This is a genomic window from Paraburkholderia pallida (genome assembly GCF_004524855.1).
GTDB lineage: Bacteria > Pseudomonadota > Gammaproteobacteria > Burkholderiales > Burkholderiaceae > Paraburkholderia > Paraburkholderia oxyphila.
The window spans coordinates 1,505,398-1,520,577 of record NZ_CP038148.1; the positions used below are offsets into that span (position 1 = coordinate 1,505,398).

The 15,180-nt window shown below is 64.7% G+C and carries 14 protein-coding genes; 2 read left to right on the plus strand and 12 right to left on the minus strand.

Annotated features, from left to right (window positions below):
- Position 1: 1 nt before the first annotated feature.
- The 3 genes from E1956_RS06840 to E1956_RS06850 form a co-directional block, all read right to left on the minus strand.
- Positions 2–499 carry a hypothetical protein gene (locus E1956_RS06840; protein WP_134747938.1) on the minus strand — a complete coding sequence of 166 codons (498 nt, stop codon included), beginning with the start codon at positions 497–499 and terminating at the stop codon, positions 2–4.
- Positions 496–1,419 (minus strand): hypothetical protein, encoded by a 924-nt coding sequence (locus tag E1956_RS06845; RefSeq protein ID WP_232071312.1) that lies wholly within the window; start codon positions 1,417–1,419, stop codon positions 496–498. Before E1956_RS06845 ends, E1956_RS06840 begins: the two co-directional genes overlap by 4 nt.
- Before the next feature lie 226 nt (positions 1,420–1,645).
- Complete coding sequence (locus E1956_RS06850; protein ID WP_134747939.1) at positions 1,646–3,196, minus strand: hypothetical protein; 1,551 nt, start codon at positions 3,194–3,196, stop codon at positions 1,646–1,648.
- Between E1956_RS06850 and E1956_RS06855 the strand changes: the two genes are divergently transcribed.
- The gene (locus E1956_RS06855) at positions 3,195–3,479 is read left to right on the plus strand and encodes a hypothetical protein (RefSeq protein WP_134747940.1); all 285 of its coding nucleotides are present in this window, start codon (positions 3,195–3,197) and stop codon (positions 3,477–3,479) included. The two genes, E1956_RS06850 and E1956_RS06855, sit on opposite strands and share 2 nt — an antisense overlap.
- A gap of 410 nt (positions 3,480–3,889) precedes the next feature.
- Here the strand turns inward: E1956_RS06855 and E1956_RS46800 are convergent, their stop codons facing one another.
- From E1956_RS46800 to E1956_RS06890, 6 genes are all read right to left on the minus strand, one after another.
- Positions 3,890–4,615, minus strand: a complete 726-nt coding sequence (locus E1956_RS46800; protein ID WP_232071314.1) for a hypothetical protein — start codon at positions 4,613–4,615, stop codon at positions 3,890–3,892.
- Between the two features lie 217 nt (positions 4,616–4,832).
- The gene (locus tag E1956_RS06870; RefSeq protein ID WP_134747942.1) at positions 4,833–5,024 is read right to left on the minus strand and encodes a hypothetical protein; all 192 of its coding nucleotides are present in this window, start codon (positions 5,022–5,024) and stop codon (positions 4,833–4,835) included.
- A gap of 313 nt (positions 5,025–5,337) precedes the next feature.
- Positions 5,338–5,973, minus strand: a complete 636-nt coding sequence (locus E1956_RS06875) for a riboflavin synthase (protein WP_134747943.1) — start codon at positions 5,971–5,973, stop codon at positions 5,338–5,340.
- A gap of 41 nt (positions 5,974–6,014) precedes the next feature.
- Positions 6,015–7,181, minus strand: coding sequence for a bifunctional diaminohydroxyphosphoribosylaminopyrimidine deaminase/5-amino-6-(5-phosphoribosylamino)uracil reductase RibD (gene ribD, locus E1956_RS06880; protein ID WP_134747944.1), 1,167 nt, complete (start codon positions 7,179–7,181; stop codon positions 6,015–6,017).
- 93 nt (positions 7,182–7,274) lie between these two features.
- Positions 7,275–8,564, minus strand: a complete 1,290-nt coding sequence (gene hemL / locus E1956_RS06885; protein ID WP_134747945.1) for a glutamate-1-semialdehyde 2,1-aminomutase — start codon at positions 8,562–8,564, stop codon at positions 7,275–7,277.
- Positions 8,565–8,861: 297 nt separating this feature from the next.
- The gene (locus tag E1956_RS06890) at positions 8,862–9,344 is read right to left on the minus strand and encodes a hypothetical protein (protein ID WP_134747946.1); all 483 of its coding nucleotides are present in this window, start codon (positions 9,342–9,344) and stop codon (positions 8,862–8,864) included.
- Between the two features lie 344 nt (positions 9,345–9,688).
- Here E1956_RS06890 and E1956_RS06895 point away from each other — a divergent pair, with 344 nt between their 5' ends.
- Positions 9,689–10,924, plus strand: a complete 1,236-nt coding sequence (locus E1956_RS06895; protein WP_134747947.1) for a Bcr/CflA family multidrug efflux MFS transporter — start codon at positions 9,689–9,691, stop codon at positions 10,922–10,924.
- A 129-nt stretch (positions 10,925–11,053) separates the two neighbouring features.
- On the opposite strand, the gene E1956_RS06900 is transcribed toward E1956_RS06895, so the two are convergent.
- The 3 genes from E1956_RS06900 to zwf are packed head-to-tail and all read right to left on the minus strand — an operon-like array spanning position 11,054 to position 15,178.
- On the minus strand, positions 11,054–12,976 hold the full coding sequence (locus E1956_RS06900) for a bifunctional transcriptional regulator/glucokinase (RefSeq protein WP_134747948.1): 1,923 nt from the start codon (positions 12,974–12,976) through the stop codon (positions 11,054–11,056).
- Positions 12,957–13,658 carry a 6-phosphogluconolactonase gene (pgl, locus tag E1956_RS06905; protein WP_134747949.1) on the minus strand — a complete coding sequence of 234 codons (702 nt, stop codon included), beginning with the start codon at positions 13,656–13,658 and terminating at the stop codon, positions 12,957–12,959. The genes E1956_RS06900 and pgl overlap by 20 nt, the downstream gene beginning before the upstream one ends.
- Positions 13,659–13,711: 53 nt before the next feature.
- Positions 13,712–15,178, minus strand: a complete 1,467-nt coding sequence (gene zwf / locus E1956_RS06910; RefSeq protein ID WP_134747950.1) for a glucose-6-phosphate dehydrogenase — start codon at positions 15,176–15,178, stop codon at positions 13,712–13,714.
- Positions 15,179–15,180: the final 2 nt, after the last annotated feature.

Sequence of the window (15,180 nt, forward strand, 5' to 3'; positions counted from 1 at the left end):
CTCACGTAATCCGCAGGTGGAACAGACCAGCGGGCTTGCCGCCGTCACGCAACAGGATTTCCTGCGGGTATTCGTTAGCCTGGCCCCAGAGGATGCGACCGAAGTCGATCTGATGCCCGTGGGGCGCGTGGCACAGCCAGCCCACCTCGTCGGTGGCCGCTTGCACCTTGATGCGATTGTGGCCGCCGGGCAGCCAGAACACCAGCGCTGCATCGCCTTGATACTCGTCTTGAAATGACAGAATCGCGGGCTTGATCGCATCACCCAGCCAAGTGTCGGCTTCCAAGGGCGATAGCAGATCGAGGCTGCCATCCAGTCCCGCCACTACGAGGGTCTTGCTGCCATTGCTCGGCAGGTCGTCCGGCCAGCTGCTCACCGCGCGCAAGAACTGGCGCAAGCTCCAAACCTCGCTGGCCGCGCAGATCTGGTTGCGTGCTTCCTCGTCCCACACCCAACTCGTGCCGCGTCGCTGCCACACCGTATCCAGCAGTTGCCTCATCTCCCGTACTCCCCATCGTCATCGAACAAGGAACCCTGTGCAGGCTGGGGTGCTTGGCTGGCGTGCCATGCGTTGTAGATGGACGCGGCGCGCGAAGCCGCATTGCGGGTGGCCTGATCCGAGCCATTGCGGTGGAGCCATTCCAGCAGCGATTTCAACGCGACGTGCGGCTTGAAATTTTCGTTCTTCAGCGTGTCGGAGGCGTTGATGCCGCTGCCGTCGAAGCACGCGCCGATTAGGACCAGCGCCTGATCGAGGTCGGATGTGAGGCGGCGACGGTGCTTGCCCGACCACTCGCGCGCGAATGCCAGCGGATCGGTGCGAGTGAAGATCTTGCTCTTTTCCGCACACCAGCCGCGCTGTACGAACTCGTCCGGAGTGGTGATCGATCCTTTGAGGAATTTCTGCAACTGATCGCGCTTCAGTTCGCTGGCCACGCCGAAGGTGCGCAAGAACTGCCGCGTGATCGGCTCGGAGTTGACTGGCGGTGCCTCTTTGCCCTTGTCGGCGTCCTCGTCGATGAGCTGGTTAATGCCGACCAACGCATCCCTGACGGAGATGGTGCGTCCTTCATCGACATAGACTTTGCCGTAATGGCGCGAGAAGTATTCGAGTGCCTTGCCGCGCCGGATTACCTGAAGGTCGGCAGCGGGCAGACCTTCCTTCGCGTGGTTCTCCAGCATGGCCTGCAACTGACGCACGTCGGCCATCACCTCGCGACGCATCCGGCCCCAGCTTACCTGCTTGGGTTCTTCGGTGCGCTTGCGGCAGACGTGGATGATGTCGTACTCGATGGTCTGCGAGCCGAACGTGCCTGGCTTCGCGCCTTCTCCTTTGGTTTCGTCCGAGCGGATCGGATACGTATCGGCGAACTGAGGCGCCGACTTCAGCCCTAGCGGGGAATTCCCCGCTAGGGCCATTTCCTCATGTACCGTTGAAATCGTGGAGAAGCGATTGTGGTCGAGCTGCTGCGATTTGGGATCGATCGTCGGCGCGCCTCAGTTCAAAGGAGGCCCGTCAGATACCCGATTTTGCGACCCGGATGTGGACCTGGTTCGACGTGTTCGACCCACTTCGGCCACCAGGCGCGTCTCCAAATAGGCGGCAGCTTTCGCGTTCACGTCGGCCGCTCGCGACGTAAGCTCATCATCGGTCAAACCGATCGTTGATGCCATCAGGTTCATTGAAACCGAAAATGTCCGGCACTCGGTTCAGAAATTCCCGGCGAAAACGGGGGCGTCCACGACGCAACGTTTCGGCGCTGTATGCAAAGCCACGCTCATTCAGTAATGCCGCGACATAGTCGTCGGTGTCTGCCCATGTCCTGACAGGACTGACGCCTTTTAGATTCGTGTTATGTCGATCTCGATAGAGGTTTTCGGCAATGAGGCCCGCGAGACAAAATAGTATTGGCTTCTTCGTGTCCACGATTTTGCGGCGAATGCCGTGATTCGCGACCAGGCCACGCAGCCCTTCCGGCAGGCTGTCGAAGAACGCGCCGGACTCGCTTGGACCGAGATGCCTGTTTCGCCATTTTGAGTCGAGCCTCATGAGAAAAAGTGCCAGTTGTCTCTCGATGTCGAGCGTCCTATCGTCGCATGGCACGAGTAGCACCAGAGAGTCCAATACGGGCCTTCCGTACACTCGCACATTGGCGCGTTCCGAGTCGAGAATGCTTCGACGCATGGCTCTGGTTTCACGATCATCTCCACTGAATGACAGCGTCAAGCCACGGACGAACCATGAATTGAAAAGGCGATCAAACTCAGCGGTTGGAATTGGCTTAGTCTTCATAGCTTCGGGCGAGAAGCGACCATCGTTGACTCGTCCCTGGAGATTCATCCGTGCATACAGATCAAGCGCCTTTAGACTTGTATCGGTGACATGATCGACCAAAGTGTCCCACTCATAGCTCTGGTCGATCTGAATGCGGATTTCATCTGCAGTTGACCGCAATTCCGCAGCTATCTGTAGACGCGCTATCAGTTTCTTATTTGCAGCCAGTCGTTCCGCCACCTGCTGGTAGCGAGCTACTTCGGTACGCAACTCCCTTTCCGTAACATGTCCCGGTCGGCTCGCGAGATACACGATGCAATCGGCCAGGGAGGGAACATGAAATGGGAAAGGTAGATTTTTGCCGACGGCGCGAATGGGTCCGCCCGCCCAGCTTGTCAAAGTCCGCAACGGTACCCGCGCTTCGAAATCGCGCTTGACCTCAACCATGAGGGTCCTAGCAAAATTCAAAAGAGAGTCCTCGTTTTCTTGGTGCATGCGAGGCAAGTCAATGTCTGACGGCGGTGCTGTCCAATCTTCTAGCGAATGACCGCGCCGTCCCGGGCCGAACGGTCGTCGGGCATCCTGCAGCGAGTTCAGGATTTGGCTGGTCGCAATTGCACGCTCGCGGTCCGATTCAAAAATGCCAGCAGACGCGTCAACCTTCTCTCTCACTTGCTGACTGAGGTCTACGAGGCGCTCTAGCCCGTTTCCTTGACCACGCTGCCAAGTCACCGCGAGCAAAAACTGCAGGTACGCGTCCATCAGGTCGATGGCGGCGATTTCGGATTCACTAATTGCTGTCATTGTCAAGGGTAACATTGGGTTGTCCGATTCGTGGCATTTTATCCTCCCCAGACTGAAGGCAAGATGCTTACCGGTGCCAGCGCACCGACCTTTCCCACCTAAAATGGAGTGAATCATGTCAGTTACCAAACTTGTAAAAACAGTCTCAGGGACCGCAGGAGAAGCGTTGGAGATCAACACGTTTAACCGTCTGGTGCAGCGCTATGGCGACGCGCAGGTAGTGAAGGTGATCGTGGAGGCGGAACTGAAGGCCGCTGGCGAAACCTGGGACAGTTTCAACACGTATATGCGTGTCAAGACGAAGATCCAAAATGACGAGATCAGTATCGTTCGCGCAGCCAAAGAAGCGAAATCGCTGTTGGACGCGGACCTTCGCGATGCCGGCTTCAGCGGCACATAATCTGTTCGGATCCCAATCGGCGGGGGTAAGGGGCGAGCATTGAAGCGAGTTCGACTCGTCGGAGGTACGGCGCGACGGCGACAGCGGCCGCAGACCCACTCTCCCCGTTGTGGGTCGAAGGAGCTAAGCCGCACGCCTTTCGAGGTCAGGGCAAGCGGCCAGCCCCGTACGCACTGCCACGGAAACGTCTAAAGCCCGCCGAATGCGGGCTTTCTTTTGGTGTGCCCGGCAAGGGGAACCGTTAGCCAGAGACAAGGATGTCGCGGGCGACTGCGAATCCGAAGGAAGTCCAAGGCAAAGTCCTGGTCTGACGAACAGGGAGCGGATACGAGACGACGCATCGGGGTCAGGCGGCCAAAGGAGCCAAAGCCCGAAACTTGCACGGAACGATGCGGCGCATACCGCTCCGTTCAGACGGACTGCCGGCCTTGGCTGGTCCCAGAGACTACTGCGCCCGAGTCCGGCGCATAGATCTGCGACAGGATCTCCGCGACCAGTTCAATAGTTCCCAGCACTTGGTTCGTCAACATCGACGAGCCATGGGCTAACTCATTGCGCAAACTGGGCAGGCTCTTTTGCAGTATCTGCACCAGATCCCAACGCTGATCACAAGGAGTGATGTTGACCGGCTCGTCGTCGTCAACCTCCATGCTTTCGAGTTGCTGATCGATCATGGTTTGGATAATTTCCATTGACCGACGCTGGCGCGCACGGCCTTCTGCGGCCCGATGCCAGCGGCTGAAGCCTTCGTTTCGGATAAGACCCAGTTCTATCGCATAGCCCAGCAGGCCGGCCAGCATCGGTTGCTGCTGCCTTGGACGCTGATACCGGTCAGGCAGTCTATCGGGCAACCGCTCTCTGAGCCCAAACTCCAGTGCGAATAGCGCTTGGCTTTGAGCCACTGGAAAGAAGCGGTACACGTGCCAGGCATAGAGGTAGAGGTTACGAGCCGTCTCGAACTGAATGGCTACGGCTTCCGGCACGCCGATGGTGAGCTGGATGGCCTCAATGTCGCGGTGGTGTGCAGCTAGGGACGGCAAAGCCTGCCCAGCGAACATCGCCGTGCGCGGGTCTGGTTCTGCCGCGGTGCCAGGGCTCCGCAAGCTTTCGGCGGCACTCAAGATGGTCGACTTCATGACGGCTAATTTGGAGGCTGACATTTACAGTGATCTTGGGCTGTTCACCAGTGCTGGACCAGTTCCATGAGGTCTTCGGGCTTTGTCTGATACACCGGAGCCCGAGGCAGCACGTCCGCATGTCGCCATTTGTGAGGGGCAGGTTATGGCCGGCTTAGGTCAGATGCGCATTTCGCAGTTGTGGACATTCCACTTGTCAGCTGGAGGCGCGTGGTGTTCAGAGAATCCGAAGGTTCCGGATTTTGCCGATGGTTGGAGACCGGCTCAGGATCAGTTCGGTGATGTACTCGGGCACGAGTGCGCGTGGGATGTTGGTCGGAATCCCTTCTACGAGCTGCGACGGAACCTGGGCGATGAATGCGTCAGGATCGTTTTTCATGCTGTGCTCGTAGCTGACTCGGTAATCCATATGGGTATGGTACAGCCTGTGGTCTGACGGGTAGCTGATGTGGCGTTCGACTTGATACGGCGAGTGGTATACGTAGAAAACCACTGAAATCCGCGAATTCTCCGCGCTGCCCAATCTCTGGGCGTCGCCGTCGATCCCAATGCCGGCGGGGCAGACAGCCGGTTTGGGTGCCTCGGAGAGGCGTTTTTCTGGACGCGTGACGGTATACTTAGCGCGGAAAACGACGGTATACCGTCAAGTATACCGTCACAACGCCATAGATTTAGCTGGATCTGGCGAGACGACCGTAGACGCTGATTTTCGAAAAATCGAATTATTTCAACGGGTTATGGTCGTCCTGAGGCGCACTGAGCATCCGCTCCACATACCGCGCAATCAAATCGATTTCGAGATTCACCTTCGAGCCCGCCGCGAGATGCTTGAGCGTGGTCACTTCAACGGTGTGCGGAATCAGGTTGATCGAGAATTCGCAGCCGTCGGCGCGGTCGTCCACGGTATTCACGGTCAAGCTCACGCCGTTGACCGTGACCGAGCCCTTGTACGCGAGGTAGCGGCCGATCTCCGCCGGCGCGAGGATGCGCAGCTCGTGCGACTCGCCCACCGGCGCAAAGCGCGTGACGGTGCCGAGGCCGTCGACGTGGCCCGAGACGATATGGCCGCCCAGCCGGTCGTGCGCGCGCAGCGCCTTTTCGAGATTCACTTCGCCCGTGTCGGCGAGGCCCACGGTGCGGTTCAGGCTCTCGCGCGAGACGTCCACGTCGAAGCTCGCCGCCGACTTTTCGATCACGGTCATGCACGCGCCCTGAATGGCGATGCTGTCGCCGAGCTGCACGTCCTCGAGGTCGAGGCCACCCGCGTTGACGGTGAGGCGCACGCCCGCGTCGGCGTCGCTGCCGAGCGGACGGATCGATTCGATGCGGCCCACGGCCGCGACGATTCCGGTAAACATCTGGCTGTCCTTTATCTGTTCGTTCAGTGTGTTCGGGAGAATCATGGTGCCTCCCCGTGCGCGTGGGCATCGGCGCCCGCAGTCGGGTCCGTATTGGGGTTATCGTGCACGAGGCGCGCGAGGATGCGCAGATCCTCGGCGATGCGCTCGACCGAATGGAAGGCGAGGCGCGTGCGCGCATCGAGCTTCGTGGGTGCGACAAGGTCGAACATGCCGAGCGCGTTCGTGCCGAGCAGCGAGGGCGCGAGATAGACGAGCAGCTCGTCCACGCAGCCTTCACGCAACAGCGATCCATTGAGCTTGTAGCCGGCTTCCACGTGCAGCTCGTTCACGCCGCGCGCGGCCAGCTCGCCGAGCATGGCGGGCAGATCCACCTTGCCGCGCGCGTTGCCGATCGCGACGATCTCGGCGCCGCGCGCGCGCAGTGCGTCGGCGCGCTCGGCGTTGGTGTCGTCGAGCGTGGCGCAGAACACGAGCGTGGGCGCACCCACGAAGATCTGCGAAAGCGGCGAGGCGTCGAGGCGGCTGTCGACGAGAATGCGCTTGGGCTGGCGCGGCGTGTCGATCGCACGCACGGTCATGCGCGGGTCGTCTTCCTTCACGGTGCCGATGCCCGTGAGGATGGCCGACGCGCGTGCGCGCCAGGCATGGCCGTCGGCGCGCGCGGCCTCGCCCGTGATCCACTGGCTTTCGCCCGAGGGCAGGCCGGTGCGCCCGTCGAGCGACGCCGCCACTTTCATGCGCACCCAGGGGCGCTTTCTCGTCATGCGCGAGACGAAGCCGATATTGAGTTCGCGCGCCTCGTTGGCCAGCAGCCCGCAGCGCACTTCAACGCCCGCGTCGCGCAGTATCGAGAGGCCGCGCCCCGAAACGAGCGGGTTCGGGTCTTCCATCGCCGCGATCACGCGCGCGACTTTCGCCTCGATCAGCGCGTTCGCGCAGGGCGGCGTGCGGCCGAAGTGGCTGCACGGCTCGAGCGTCACATAGGCGGTCGCGCCGCGCAGGTCGTGGCCGCGCGCGCGCGCGTCCTTCATCGCCTGGATTTCGGCGTGGTCGTGGCCGGCGGGCTGCGTGAAGCCTTCGCCGATCACCACGCCGTCCTTCACCAGCACGCAACCGACGCGCGGGTTCGGATCGGTCGTGTACAGGCCGCGCACCGCGAGGGCGAGCGCGCGCTGCATGTGGGCGAAATCGGCTTGCGAAAACATGTCTTGCTGGCTCCGGGGCGGATCGGGTGAGGGCGGCGAGGCCTACGCCCCGCCTTCGGCTGGCTGCCGCGCTCGTTTAGTGTGCTTGGTGCCTTACTGCTCGGCGAACGCGCGGCGCGCAACGGCAATCGTCTCGTCGATGATCGCGTCGTCGTGCGCGCTCGACACGAAGCCCGCCTCGTAGGCCGAAGGTGCGAAGTACACGCCCGCATCCAGCATCTGATGGAAGAAGCGGTTAAAGCGCGTCACGTCGCTCTTCGTGACTTCCGCGAAGCTGCCCGGCACCTTGTCCGCGAAGTAAAGGCCGAACATGCCGCCGAGCGAATCCGCGACAAACGGCACATTCGCTTCGCGCGCGGCCTGCGAGAGACCCTGCGCCAGACGTGCGGTCTGCGCCGTGAGCTTCTCGTAGAAGCCCGGCGCCTGAATGAGCTGCAGCGTCTTCAAGCCCGCCGCCATGGCGATCGGGTTGCCCGAGAGCGTGCCCGCCTGATAGACGGCGCCGTTGGGCGCGAGGTGGTCCATGATCTCGCGGCGGCCGCCGAACGCCGCCGCCGGCATGCCGCCGCCGATCACCTTGCCGAGGCACACGAGGTCCGCCTGCACGCCGTACAGCGCCTGCGCGCCGCGCAGGCCCACGCGGAAGCCGCACATCACTTCGTCGAAAATCAGCACGCTGCCGTGCTTCGCCGTGAGGGCGCGCAGCGTGTTGATGAATTCGGGCGTGGCCTTCACGAGGTTCATGTTGCCCGCGACCGGCTCGATGATCACGGCGGCGATCTCGTCGCCGAACGCCTTGAACGCTTCTTCGAGCGCCGCGACGTTGTTGTACTCGAGCACCGTCGTGTGCTTCGCGATGTCCACCGGCACGCCCGCCGAAGTGGGGTTGCCGAACGTGAGCAGGCCCGAGCCGGCCTTCACGAGCAGGCTGTCGGCGTGGCCGTGATAGCAGCCTTCGAACTTCACGATGCGGTCACGCTTCGTGAAGCCGCGCGCGAGGCGCAGCGCGCTCATGGTGGCTTCGGTGCCGCTCGACACCATGCGCACCTGCTCCATCGACGGCACGATCTTGCAGATTTCCTCGGCGATCTCGATCTCGGCCTCGGTCGGCGCGCCGAACGAGAAGCCGTTGGCGAGCACGCGCTGCACGGCTTCGAGCACTTCGGGGTGCACGTGGCCGACGATCATCGGGCCCCACGAGCCGATGTAGTCGATGTAGCGCTTGCCTTCGGCGTCCCAGAAGTACGCCCCTTGCGCGCGCTCGATGAAGCGCGGCGTGCCGCCGACCGAGCGGAACGCGCGCACGGGCGAGTTCACGCCGCCCGGAATGGTGCGCTGGGCGCGTTCGAAAAGGGCCTGGTTCGTGGACGAGGTGTTGGACATGAGTGCTGGACCTGCGAGAGTGGTGTTTGCGGTGGCGTGGGGCGCGGCAGGCAGTGCCCCGGCGCGCCGACGCCCGGACCCATGCGGCTTCGGGCCGGCCGGCTGAGGTGCCGGGCCGGGCGCCAGCGATGGGGCGGTTATGCCGAAATTGTACCGGAGTCGCGCCGAACGGGCCGAGGGCAGCACCGGGCGGCGGCGGGGGCGGCGGAGCACCGGCGTGCACTGCGCAGACGGCGCGAGCCAGCCCTTACATCGGCGCGTACGGCACGGACGGCGCGAGGCAGGCCTTGTCCAGACTTACCCAGCCGCGTGCATCGCCGCAACCGCTGCGGCCGGCATGGGCCGCTTGCCGGTCAGCTCGGCCCAGCGCTTTTCCAGCGCGCCCTCGGCGATCGGCTTGATGACGGTGCCCGAGCTCTGTGCATCCCAGGTCTGCACGGAAAACGGATGCACGCGCAACGCGTCGCGCGCGATCACGACGTTTTCGCTGGCGTCGACCAGCCAGTCGTAGACGAAGTCGATGCACAGCCTGTAGCCGCGCTTGTACGCGGGGTCGGGCACCTCGTAAGGCGCGCGCGTCACATAGCCGGAGCCGAACAGGCCCCGTGGCTCGGCGGCGACGCGATGGAGGAACACGCGGTCGCCGGGCAGGATGCCGCGCGCGAAGCCGCAACCCCAAGTGTCGGCAATGGCCTCGCCCGCCTGCACGCGGCGCGCGAAATCGGGCAGCTCGGGCCAGGGCCACTTCTTGGGGCTCCAGATCAGCAGGTAGGCACTCATGGGCGAAGGTCGCGCCTCGCGGCGCATTGCAGGGCTAGAACGGACGAAAAAAGGACGCGAGGTGCGCAGCTTAGCGCAAAGCGACCATGGCGCGGCACGGACGCGGTTGCAGCGCCGGTGCGTGCTTACGTGCGGCTCGGCCCTGCGCGGCGGTCCTGTCGCACGACCCTGCGGTGCGCCGAAAGCGAAAATTAAGCCTCGGGTACAATGCTTCGGCTACGTAGCCGCTTTTTGCGTCGCACTGCGTCGCGATTGCGACCCGATGGGACGCAACCGGCCCATGCCAAAGCGGCGCAGAACATCGAGACCGGGCCCCCGGCCACGGTCCGCTCCTCATCGATTCCATGTCCCATTCCCCGCGACGCCGGCCCGATGGCCGGCTGATCCTGTTGCTCGGCGCGCTCGCCGCCTGTGGCCCGCTCGCCACCGACATGTACTTGCCGAGCCTGCCCGCCATCGCCCAGTCGTTCGGCGTGAGCGCGGCCGCGGCCGCCATGACGCTCACGAGCTTCATGGCGGGCTTCTCGATCGGCATGCTGCTCTACGGTCCGCTCTCCGATGCCTACGGCCGCCGCCCCGTGCTGCTCGGCGGCATCGCGCTCTTCACGCTCGCGAGCGTCGCGTGCTGGCTCTCGTACTCGGCGGGCGAGCTCGCCTTCGTGCGCTTTTTGCAGGCGCTCGGCGCGGGCGCGGCCTCGGTGCTCGCGCGGGCGATCGCGCGCGACGCGCACGAGCCGTCCGACGCGGCCAAGGTGCTCTCGATGGTCGCCATCGTCACCTCGATCGGGCCGCTGCTCGCGCCGCTGATCGGCGGGCAGTTGCTGCTGCTCGGCGGCTGGCGCGTGGTGTTCGTCGCACTGACGCTGTTCGGCCTCGCGTGCGGTGTCGCCGCCTGGCTGCGCGTGCCCGAGACCTGGCCGGCCGAAAAGCGCGAGAGCGCCGCCGTGCTGCGCTCGTTCGCGGCGTACGGGCGCCTGCTGCGCGACCCGCTCGTCTGGGGCCACATGCTGTGCGGCGGCATGGCGTTCGCGGCGATGTTCACCTACATCTCGGCCACGCCGTTCGTCTATATCGAGTACTTCCACGTCTCGCCCCAGCACTACGGCCTGTTCTTCGGCGCGAACGTGTTCGGCATCATGCTCGGCAACTTCCTCAACACGCGCTTCATCGGACGCATGGGCACGCTGCGCATGGTGTCGATGGCCTCGACGGTCAGCATCGCCGCGTCGTTCTTCGTCGCGCTCATGTGCGTGACGGGGTGGGGCGGCCTGTGGTCGATCGTGACCGGCCTGTTCTTCGTGGTGGGCGTGGTCGGCCTGCTCAGCGCGAACTGCGCGACCGATCTGATGTACCGCTATCCGAAGAACGCCGGCGCGGCCGCGGCCGTGTTCGGCGCGACGCAGCTCGGGCTTGGCGCCTTCGCGAGCGTCGTGGTCGGCTGGTTCCCCGGCGTCTCGCCGCTCGGCATGGGCTGCACGATCGGCGCGTGCGGCGCGTTCACCTGGGTTGGCCGCAGCATCGTCGTGAAGTGGCACGGGCGGCCCGCGCCGGGCGCACAGCAGGCGGCGCCGAACGCCTAAGCGCAACCAGCCGGAAGCACAAAATCGAACGGGACGCCGAGGCGTCCCGTTTTGCGTTGCATCACGCTTTCATGGTGTCAAATGCGGCGATGTCGTTGCGCGCTGTCGCATTCGCGCCGCTTCATCGCGTCAATCGCTCGCGCGCGCCGACGAAGACGCACCGTGGCTCAGCCAGTCGAGCACGGCGGAGGCGTCGTCATCGGCATGCTCGCGGGCCTTTTCGACGGCGTCGCCCATGTCCGCATCGGGCGACGCGCGACGGATCGCGACGCCCACCGCGAGAATGTCGATCATCAGCAGATGCAGGACGCGCGAGATCATCGAAAGCTGCGACTCGCGCATTTCGATGTGATCGGTCTCGAGCGCCACGGTCGCGCGCTTGGCGAGCGGCGTGTTGCTCGACGTGATCGCGATCACCTTAGCGCCGGCCTGCATGGCGACGTCGAGCACGCGCAACAGCTCGGGCGCGCGGCCCGATTTCGACACGGCCACGATCACGTCGCCCTTGCCGAGCAGGGCCGCCGAGGCTGCCTGCATGTACAGGTCGCCGTAAGCGATAGTCGGGATGCCGAAGCGAAAGAACTTGTAGTGTGCGTCCTGCGCGACGATGTGCGAGTTGCCGAGGCCGTAGAACTCGATGCGCCGCGCGCCGTTGAGCAGCGTGATGGCCTCTTCCACATGCTCGAAGTTCAGATGCTCGCGCAGCTGCAGGATGGCCGAGACGGTGTTGTCGAGGACCTTCGCGCCGAAGTCGGTCGCCGCGTCGCCCAGATGCACCTGGCTGTGGCTCACGGGAATCGTGCCCGTGAGGCCCGTGGCGAGCTTGAGCTTGAAGTCCGAGAGCCCCTGGCAGCCGAGCGAGCGGCAAAAGCGGATGACCGTGGGCTGACTCACGTCGGCCTTGCGCGCGATGTCGACGATCGGGTCGTTGATGATCGAGCGCGGATGGTTCAGCGCGAGGTCGGCCACGCGCCGCTCGGCGGGCGTGAGCGCGTCGCGCATCTGGCGGATGCGCTCGAACACCGCCGACGATCCGCCGCCCGCACGGTTCGAGAGCTGCTCCGCGAGGATCGCCGACACGCCGAGGAACGCCGGATATTCGGCGGTGATGACATAGGTGGGCACGTTCGCGAGATAGGCGTCGAAGCGGCCCTTGGCCTCGAAGCGCTGGCGAAACGACGAGCGCGTGAACAGCTCGCCGAGGCGCGGCACCACGCCGCCGCCGATATAGATGCCGCCGAGCGAGCCGAGCGTCATCGCGATGTTGCCCGCGAAGCTGCCGAGAATGCCGCAGAAGCACTCGACGGTTTCCACCGCGAGCGCCTCGCCGTCGTGCGCGCGCTTGACGATCTCGGCCGTATCGATGGTCGCGGCCGGCTTCTTCTTGTCGCGCGCGGCGAGCGCGCGATAGATCAGCTCGACGCCGGGGCCCGCGCACACGCGCTCGAACGACACGTGCGGCCACTTCTTGCGCGCGAACTGCAGCACGATGTCCTCGCGCTCGTCCTGCGGCGAGAAGCTCGCATGGCCGCCTTCGCTGCCGAGCGCGATCCAGCGGTCGTCGGCGGGAATCAGGCCCGAAACGCCGAGGCCCGTGCCCGGCCCGAGCAGGCCGATCACGCTGTTCTGGCGGCGCTGGCCGCCGCCCACCTGGGTGCGCTGCGTGTCGGTCAGGCCCGGCAGCGCCATGGCGAGCGCGGTGAAGTCGTTCACGACCAGCAGCGTGTCGAAGCCGAGCGCACGGCGCGTGGCCTCGATCGAAAAGGTCCAGTCGTGATTGGTCATGCGCACCTGGTCGCCGTCGACCGGGTTCGCGATGGCGATGGCCGCGTGGTTCACGCGGCCGATCTTGGTGTCCTTCAGGTATTGCTGGATGACCTGGGCGACGCCCGGGTAGTCGGCGCACGGATACACGCGCACCTGGCCGATCTCGCCCGGGCCCGTCTCCAGCGCGAAGCGCGCGTTGGTTCCGCCGATGTCGGCGAGCAGCCTCGGTCCGTCGGCGTGCTGGCCCGCGCCAGGGGCGGATTTGTTAGGCGCACCAGTAGACATCGAGTCTCACTCCCTTGTCGTTCGCCAGCTTCGAGATGGCGTTGTTCTGTTCTGCCGCGGCGGCCTGTTGCAGCACGTCGAGCTTGCGCTGGCCCGCGATCAGCAGGAACAGGCGATCCACCTGGCGCAGCGCCTGCATCGACCACGAGACGCGCGCGTGCGGCGCCGCCTGCGGATGCACGGCCACGAACGGCCGCGCCGTGGTGATGGCCTCGCGCCACTCGGGCGCGTCGGCGAAGATCGAGGCCGTGTGGCCGTCCTCGCCCATGCCGAGCACCGCGACGTTGGGCAACAGGCGCTGCGGATCGGCGTTGAGCGCGGCGACGTGCGCGTCCAGCGTCTGCGCGACATCGACGAGCGGCAGGAAGCGCGCGTGCGCCGCCTCGTTCTTCAGCAAGGTCTCGTGCACGAGACGCGCGTTGCTGGCGGGGTCTGTCTCGGGCACCCAGCGGTCGTCCACCAGCGTGATGTCGGTGCGCGCCCAGTCGAAGCGGTGCGTCGACAGGGTTTCGAGAAAAGGACGCGGGCTCGTGCCGCCTGAAACCGCGAGCGTTGCACGGCGCACGCCGGTGCCGGGTGCGGCTGCCAGAGCGGCGAGCGACGCATGTAGCGCGTCGCCCACGGCTCGCGCCAGCGCGTCGGATTGGACGCGCGGGTCGTCGAATACGTGAAGCTCGATCACTTCTCCTCCAGGCGGCTTTTTTGTCGATCTGCGTGGGTGTTCATCTATTCCGTTCAATTCTCTTCTTCGAGCCAGCAGGTGCCGTGCTGCGCCAGCATCGCGCTCGAGGCCGCCGGTCCCCACGTGCCCGCCGCATACGGCTTGGGCGGGCGCGGCGAGGCGGCCCATTCGTTGAGGATGGGCTCGACCCATTTCCATGCGGCTTCCTGTTCGTCGCGGCGCACGAAGAGGGCGAGGCGTCCGTTGATCACGTCGAGCAGGAGACGTTGATACGCCTCCATCTGGCCTTCGCGGAAGAACTGGTCGAACGCGAGGTCGAGGTGGACGCTCGCGAGATTCATGCCTTCGCCGGGCTGCTTGGCGAGACAGTACAGACGAATGCTCTCGTTGGGCTGCAGGCGAATCACCAGACGATTCGATCCGGGGCGCAGCGCCGTTGGCCCCAGCGCCGAATGCGGCACGGGGCGGAAATTCACGACGATTTCCGCGACGCGGTCGGCGAGGCGCTTGCCCGTGCGCAGGAAGAACGGCACGCCGGCCCAGCGCCAGTTTTCGATCTCGACATTCAGGGCGACGAAGGTTTCGGTGCGGCTATCGGGCTTCACGCCGTGCTCGGTCGCATAGCCCGGCACCTGCTGCCCGCGAATCACGCCCGCATGATACTGGCCGCGCACGGCAACCTTGCTGATATCGGCGGGATTGATGGGCTTGAGCGCACGCAGCACGCGCAGCTTCTCGTCGCGCACCGAGTCCGAGTCCATCGAATGCGGCGGCTCCATGGCGACGATCGAGAGCAACTGCAGCAGATGGTTCTGCACCATGTCGCGCAGCGCGCCGGTGTTGTCGTAGAAGTCGCCGCGCGCTTCCACGCCCAGCTCTTCTGCAATCGTGATCTGGATGCTCTCGACCCATTCGCGGCGCCACAACGGCTCGAAGAGCGCGTTGCCGAATCGCAGCGCGAGCAGGTTCTGCACCGGCTCTTTGCCGAGATAGTGGTCGATCCGGTAGATCTGCTCTTCCGCGAAGATCTCGCCCACGGCGTCGTTGATCGCATTGGACGATTTCAGGTCGTAGCCGAGCGGCTTTTCGAGCACGATGCGCGCGCGCTCGTTCAGGCCGACCGAGGCAAGCGCGCGGCAGATCGGCACGAACAGCGACGGGCCCGTGGCCAGATAGAACACGCGGATGCCGGGCAGCGACGCGATCCCGTCGCGCAGGTGCGTGAAGTCTTCTGCGCGCGAGAGGTCGAGCTTCACATAGTCGATGCGCTCGAGAAAGCTCGCCCAGGCGGCCTCGTCGAGACCGTTCTTCGAGACGTGCGGCTTGACGTGCTCGTTGACCCACTGGAGGTACTGGTCGCGATCGTCCTCGTGGCGCGCGACGCCCACGATTCTCCCCGACGCGGCGAGCATGCCCGAGCGGTGCGCTTCGAACAGGGCCGGCAGGATCTTGCGCATCGACAGGTCGCCGGTGGCGCCGAAGAGCACGAACGTGAAGCCTGAATCGGTAGGGCTTTGCATAG

Excerpts from the sequence above, each read along its gene's own strand:
- E1956_RS06840 (WP_134747938.1), bottom strand. The coding sequence starts at position 499 with ATGAGGCAACTGCTGGATACGGTGTGGCAGCGACGCGGCACGAGTTGG.
- E1956_RS06845 (WP_232071312.1), bottom strand. The coding sequence starts at position 1,419 with ATGGCCCTAGCGGGGAATTCCCCGCTAGGGCTGAAGTCGGCGCCTCAG.
- E1956_RS06855 (WP_134747940.1), top strand. The coding sequence starts at position 3,195 with ATGTCAGTTACCAAACTTGTAAAAACAGTCTCAGGGACCGCAGGAGAA.
- E1956_RS06850 (WP_134747939.1), bottom strand. The coding sequence starts at position 3,196 with ATGATTCACTCCATTTTAGGTGGGAAAGGTCGGTGCGCTGGCACCGGT.
- E1956_RS46800 (WP_232071314.1), bottom strand. The coding sequence starts at position 4,615 with ATGAAGTCGACCATCTTGAGTGCCGCCGAAAGCTTGCGGAGCCCTGGC.
- E1956_RS06870 (WP_134747942.1), bottom strand. The coding sequence starts at position 5,024 with ATGGATTACCGAGTCAGCTACGAGCACAGCATGAAAAACGATCCTGAC.
- E1956_RS06875 (WP_134747943.1), bottom strand. The coding sequence starts at position 5,973 with ATGTTTACCGGAATCGTCGCGGCCGTGGGCCGCATCGAATCGATCCGT.
- ribD (WP_134747944.1), bottom strand. The coding sequence starts at position 7,181 with ATGTTTTCGCAAGCCGATTTCGCCCACATGCAGCGCGCGCTCGCCCTC.
- hemL (WP_134747945.1), bottom strand. The coding sequence starts at position 8,564 with ATGTCCAACACCTCGTCCACGAACCAGGCCCTTTTCGAACGCGCCCAG.
- E1956_RS06890 (WP_134747946.1), bottom strand. The coding sequence starts at position 9,344 with ATGAGTGCCTACCTGCTGATCTGGAGCCCCAAGAAGTGGCCCTGGCCC.
- E1956_RS06895 (WP_134747947.1), top strand. The coding sequence starts at position 9,689 with ATGTCCCATTCCCCGCGACGCCGGCCCGATGGCCGGCTGATCCTGTTG.
- E1956_RS06900 (WP_134747948.1), bottom strand. The coding sequence starts at position 12,976 with ATGTCTACTGGTGCGCCTAACAAATCCGCCCCTGGCGCGGGCCAGCAC.
- zwf (WP_134747950.1), bottom strand. The coding sequence starts at position 15,178 with ATGCAAAGCCCTACCGATTCAGGCTTCACGTTCGTGCTCTTCGGCGCC.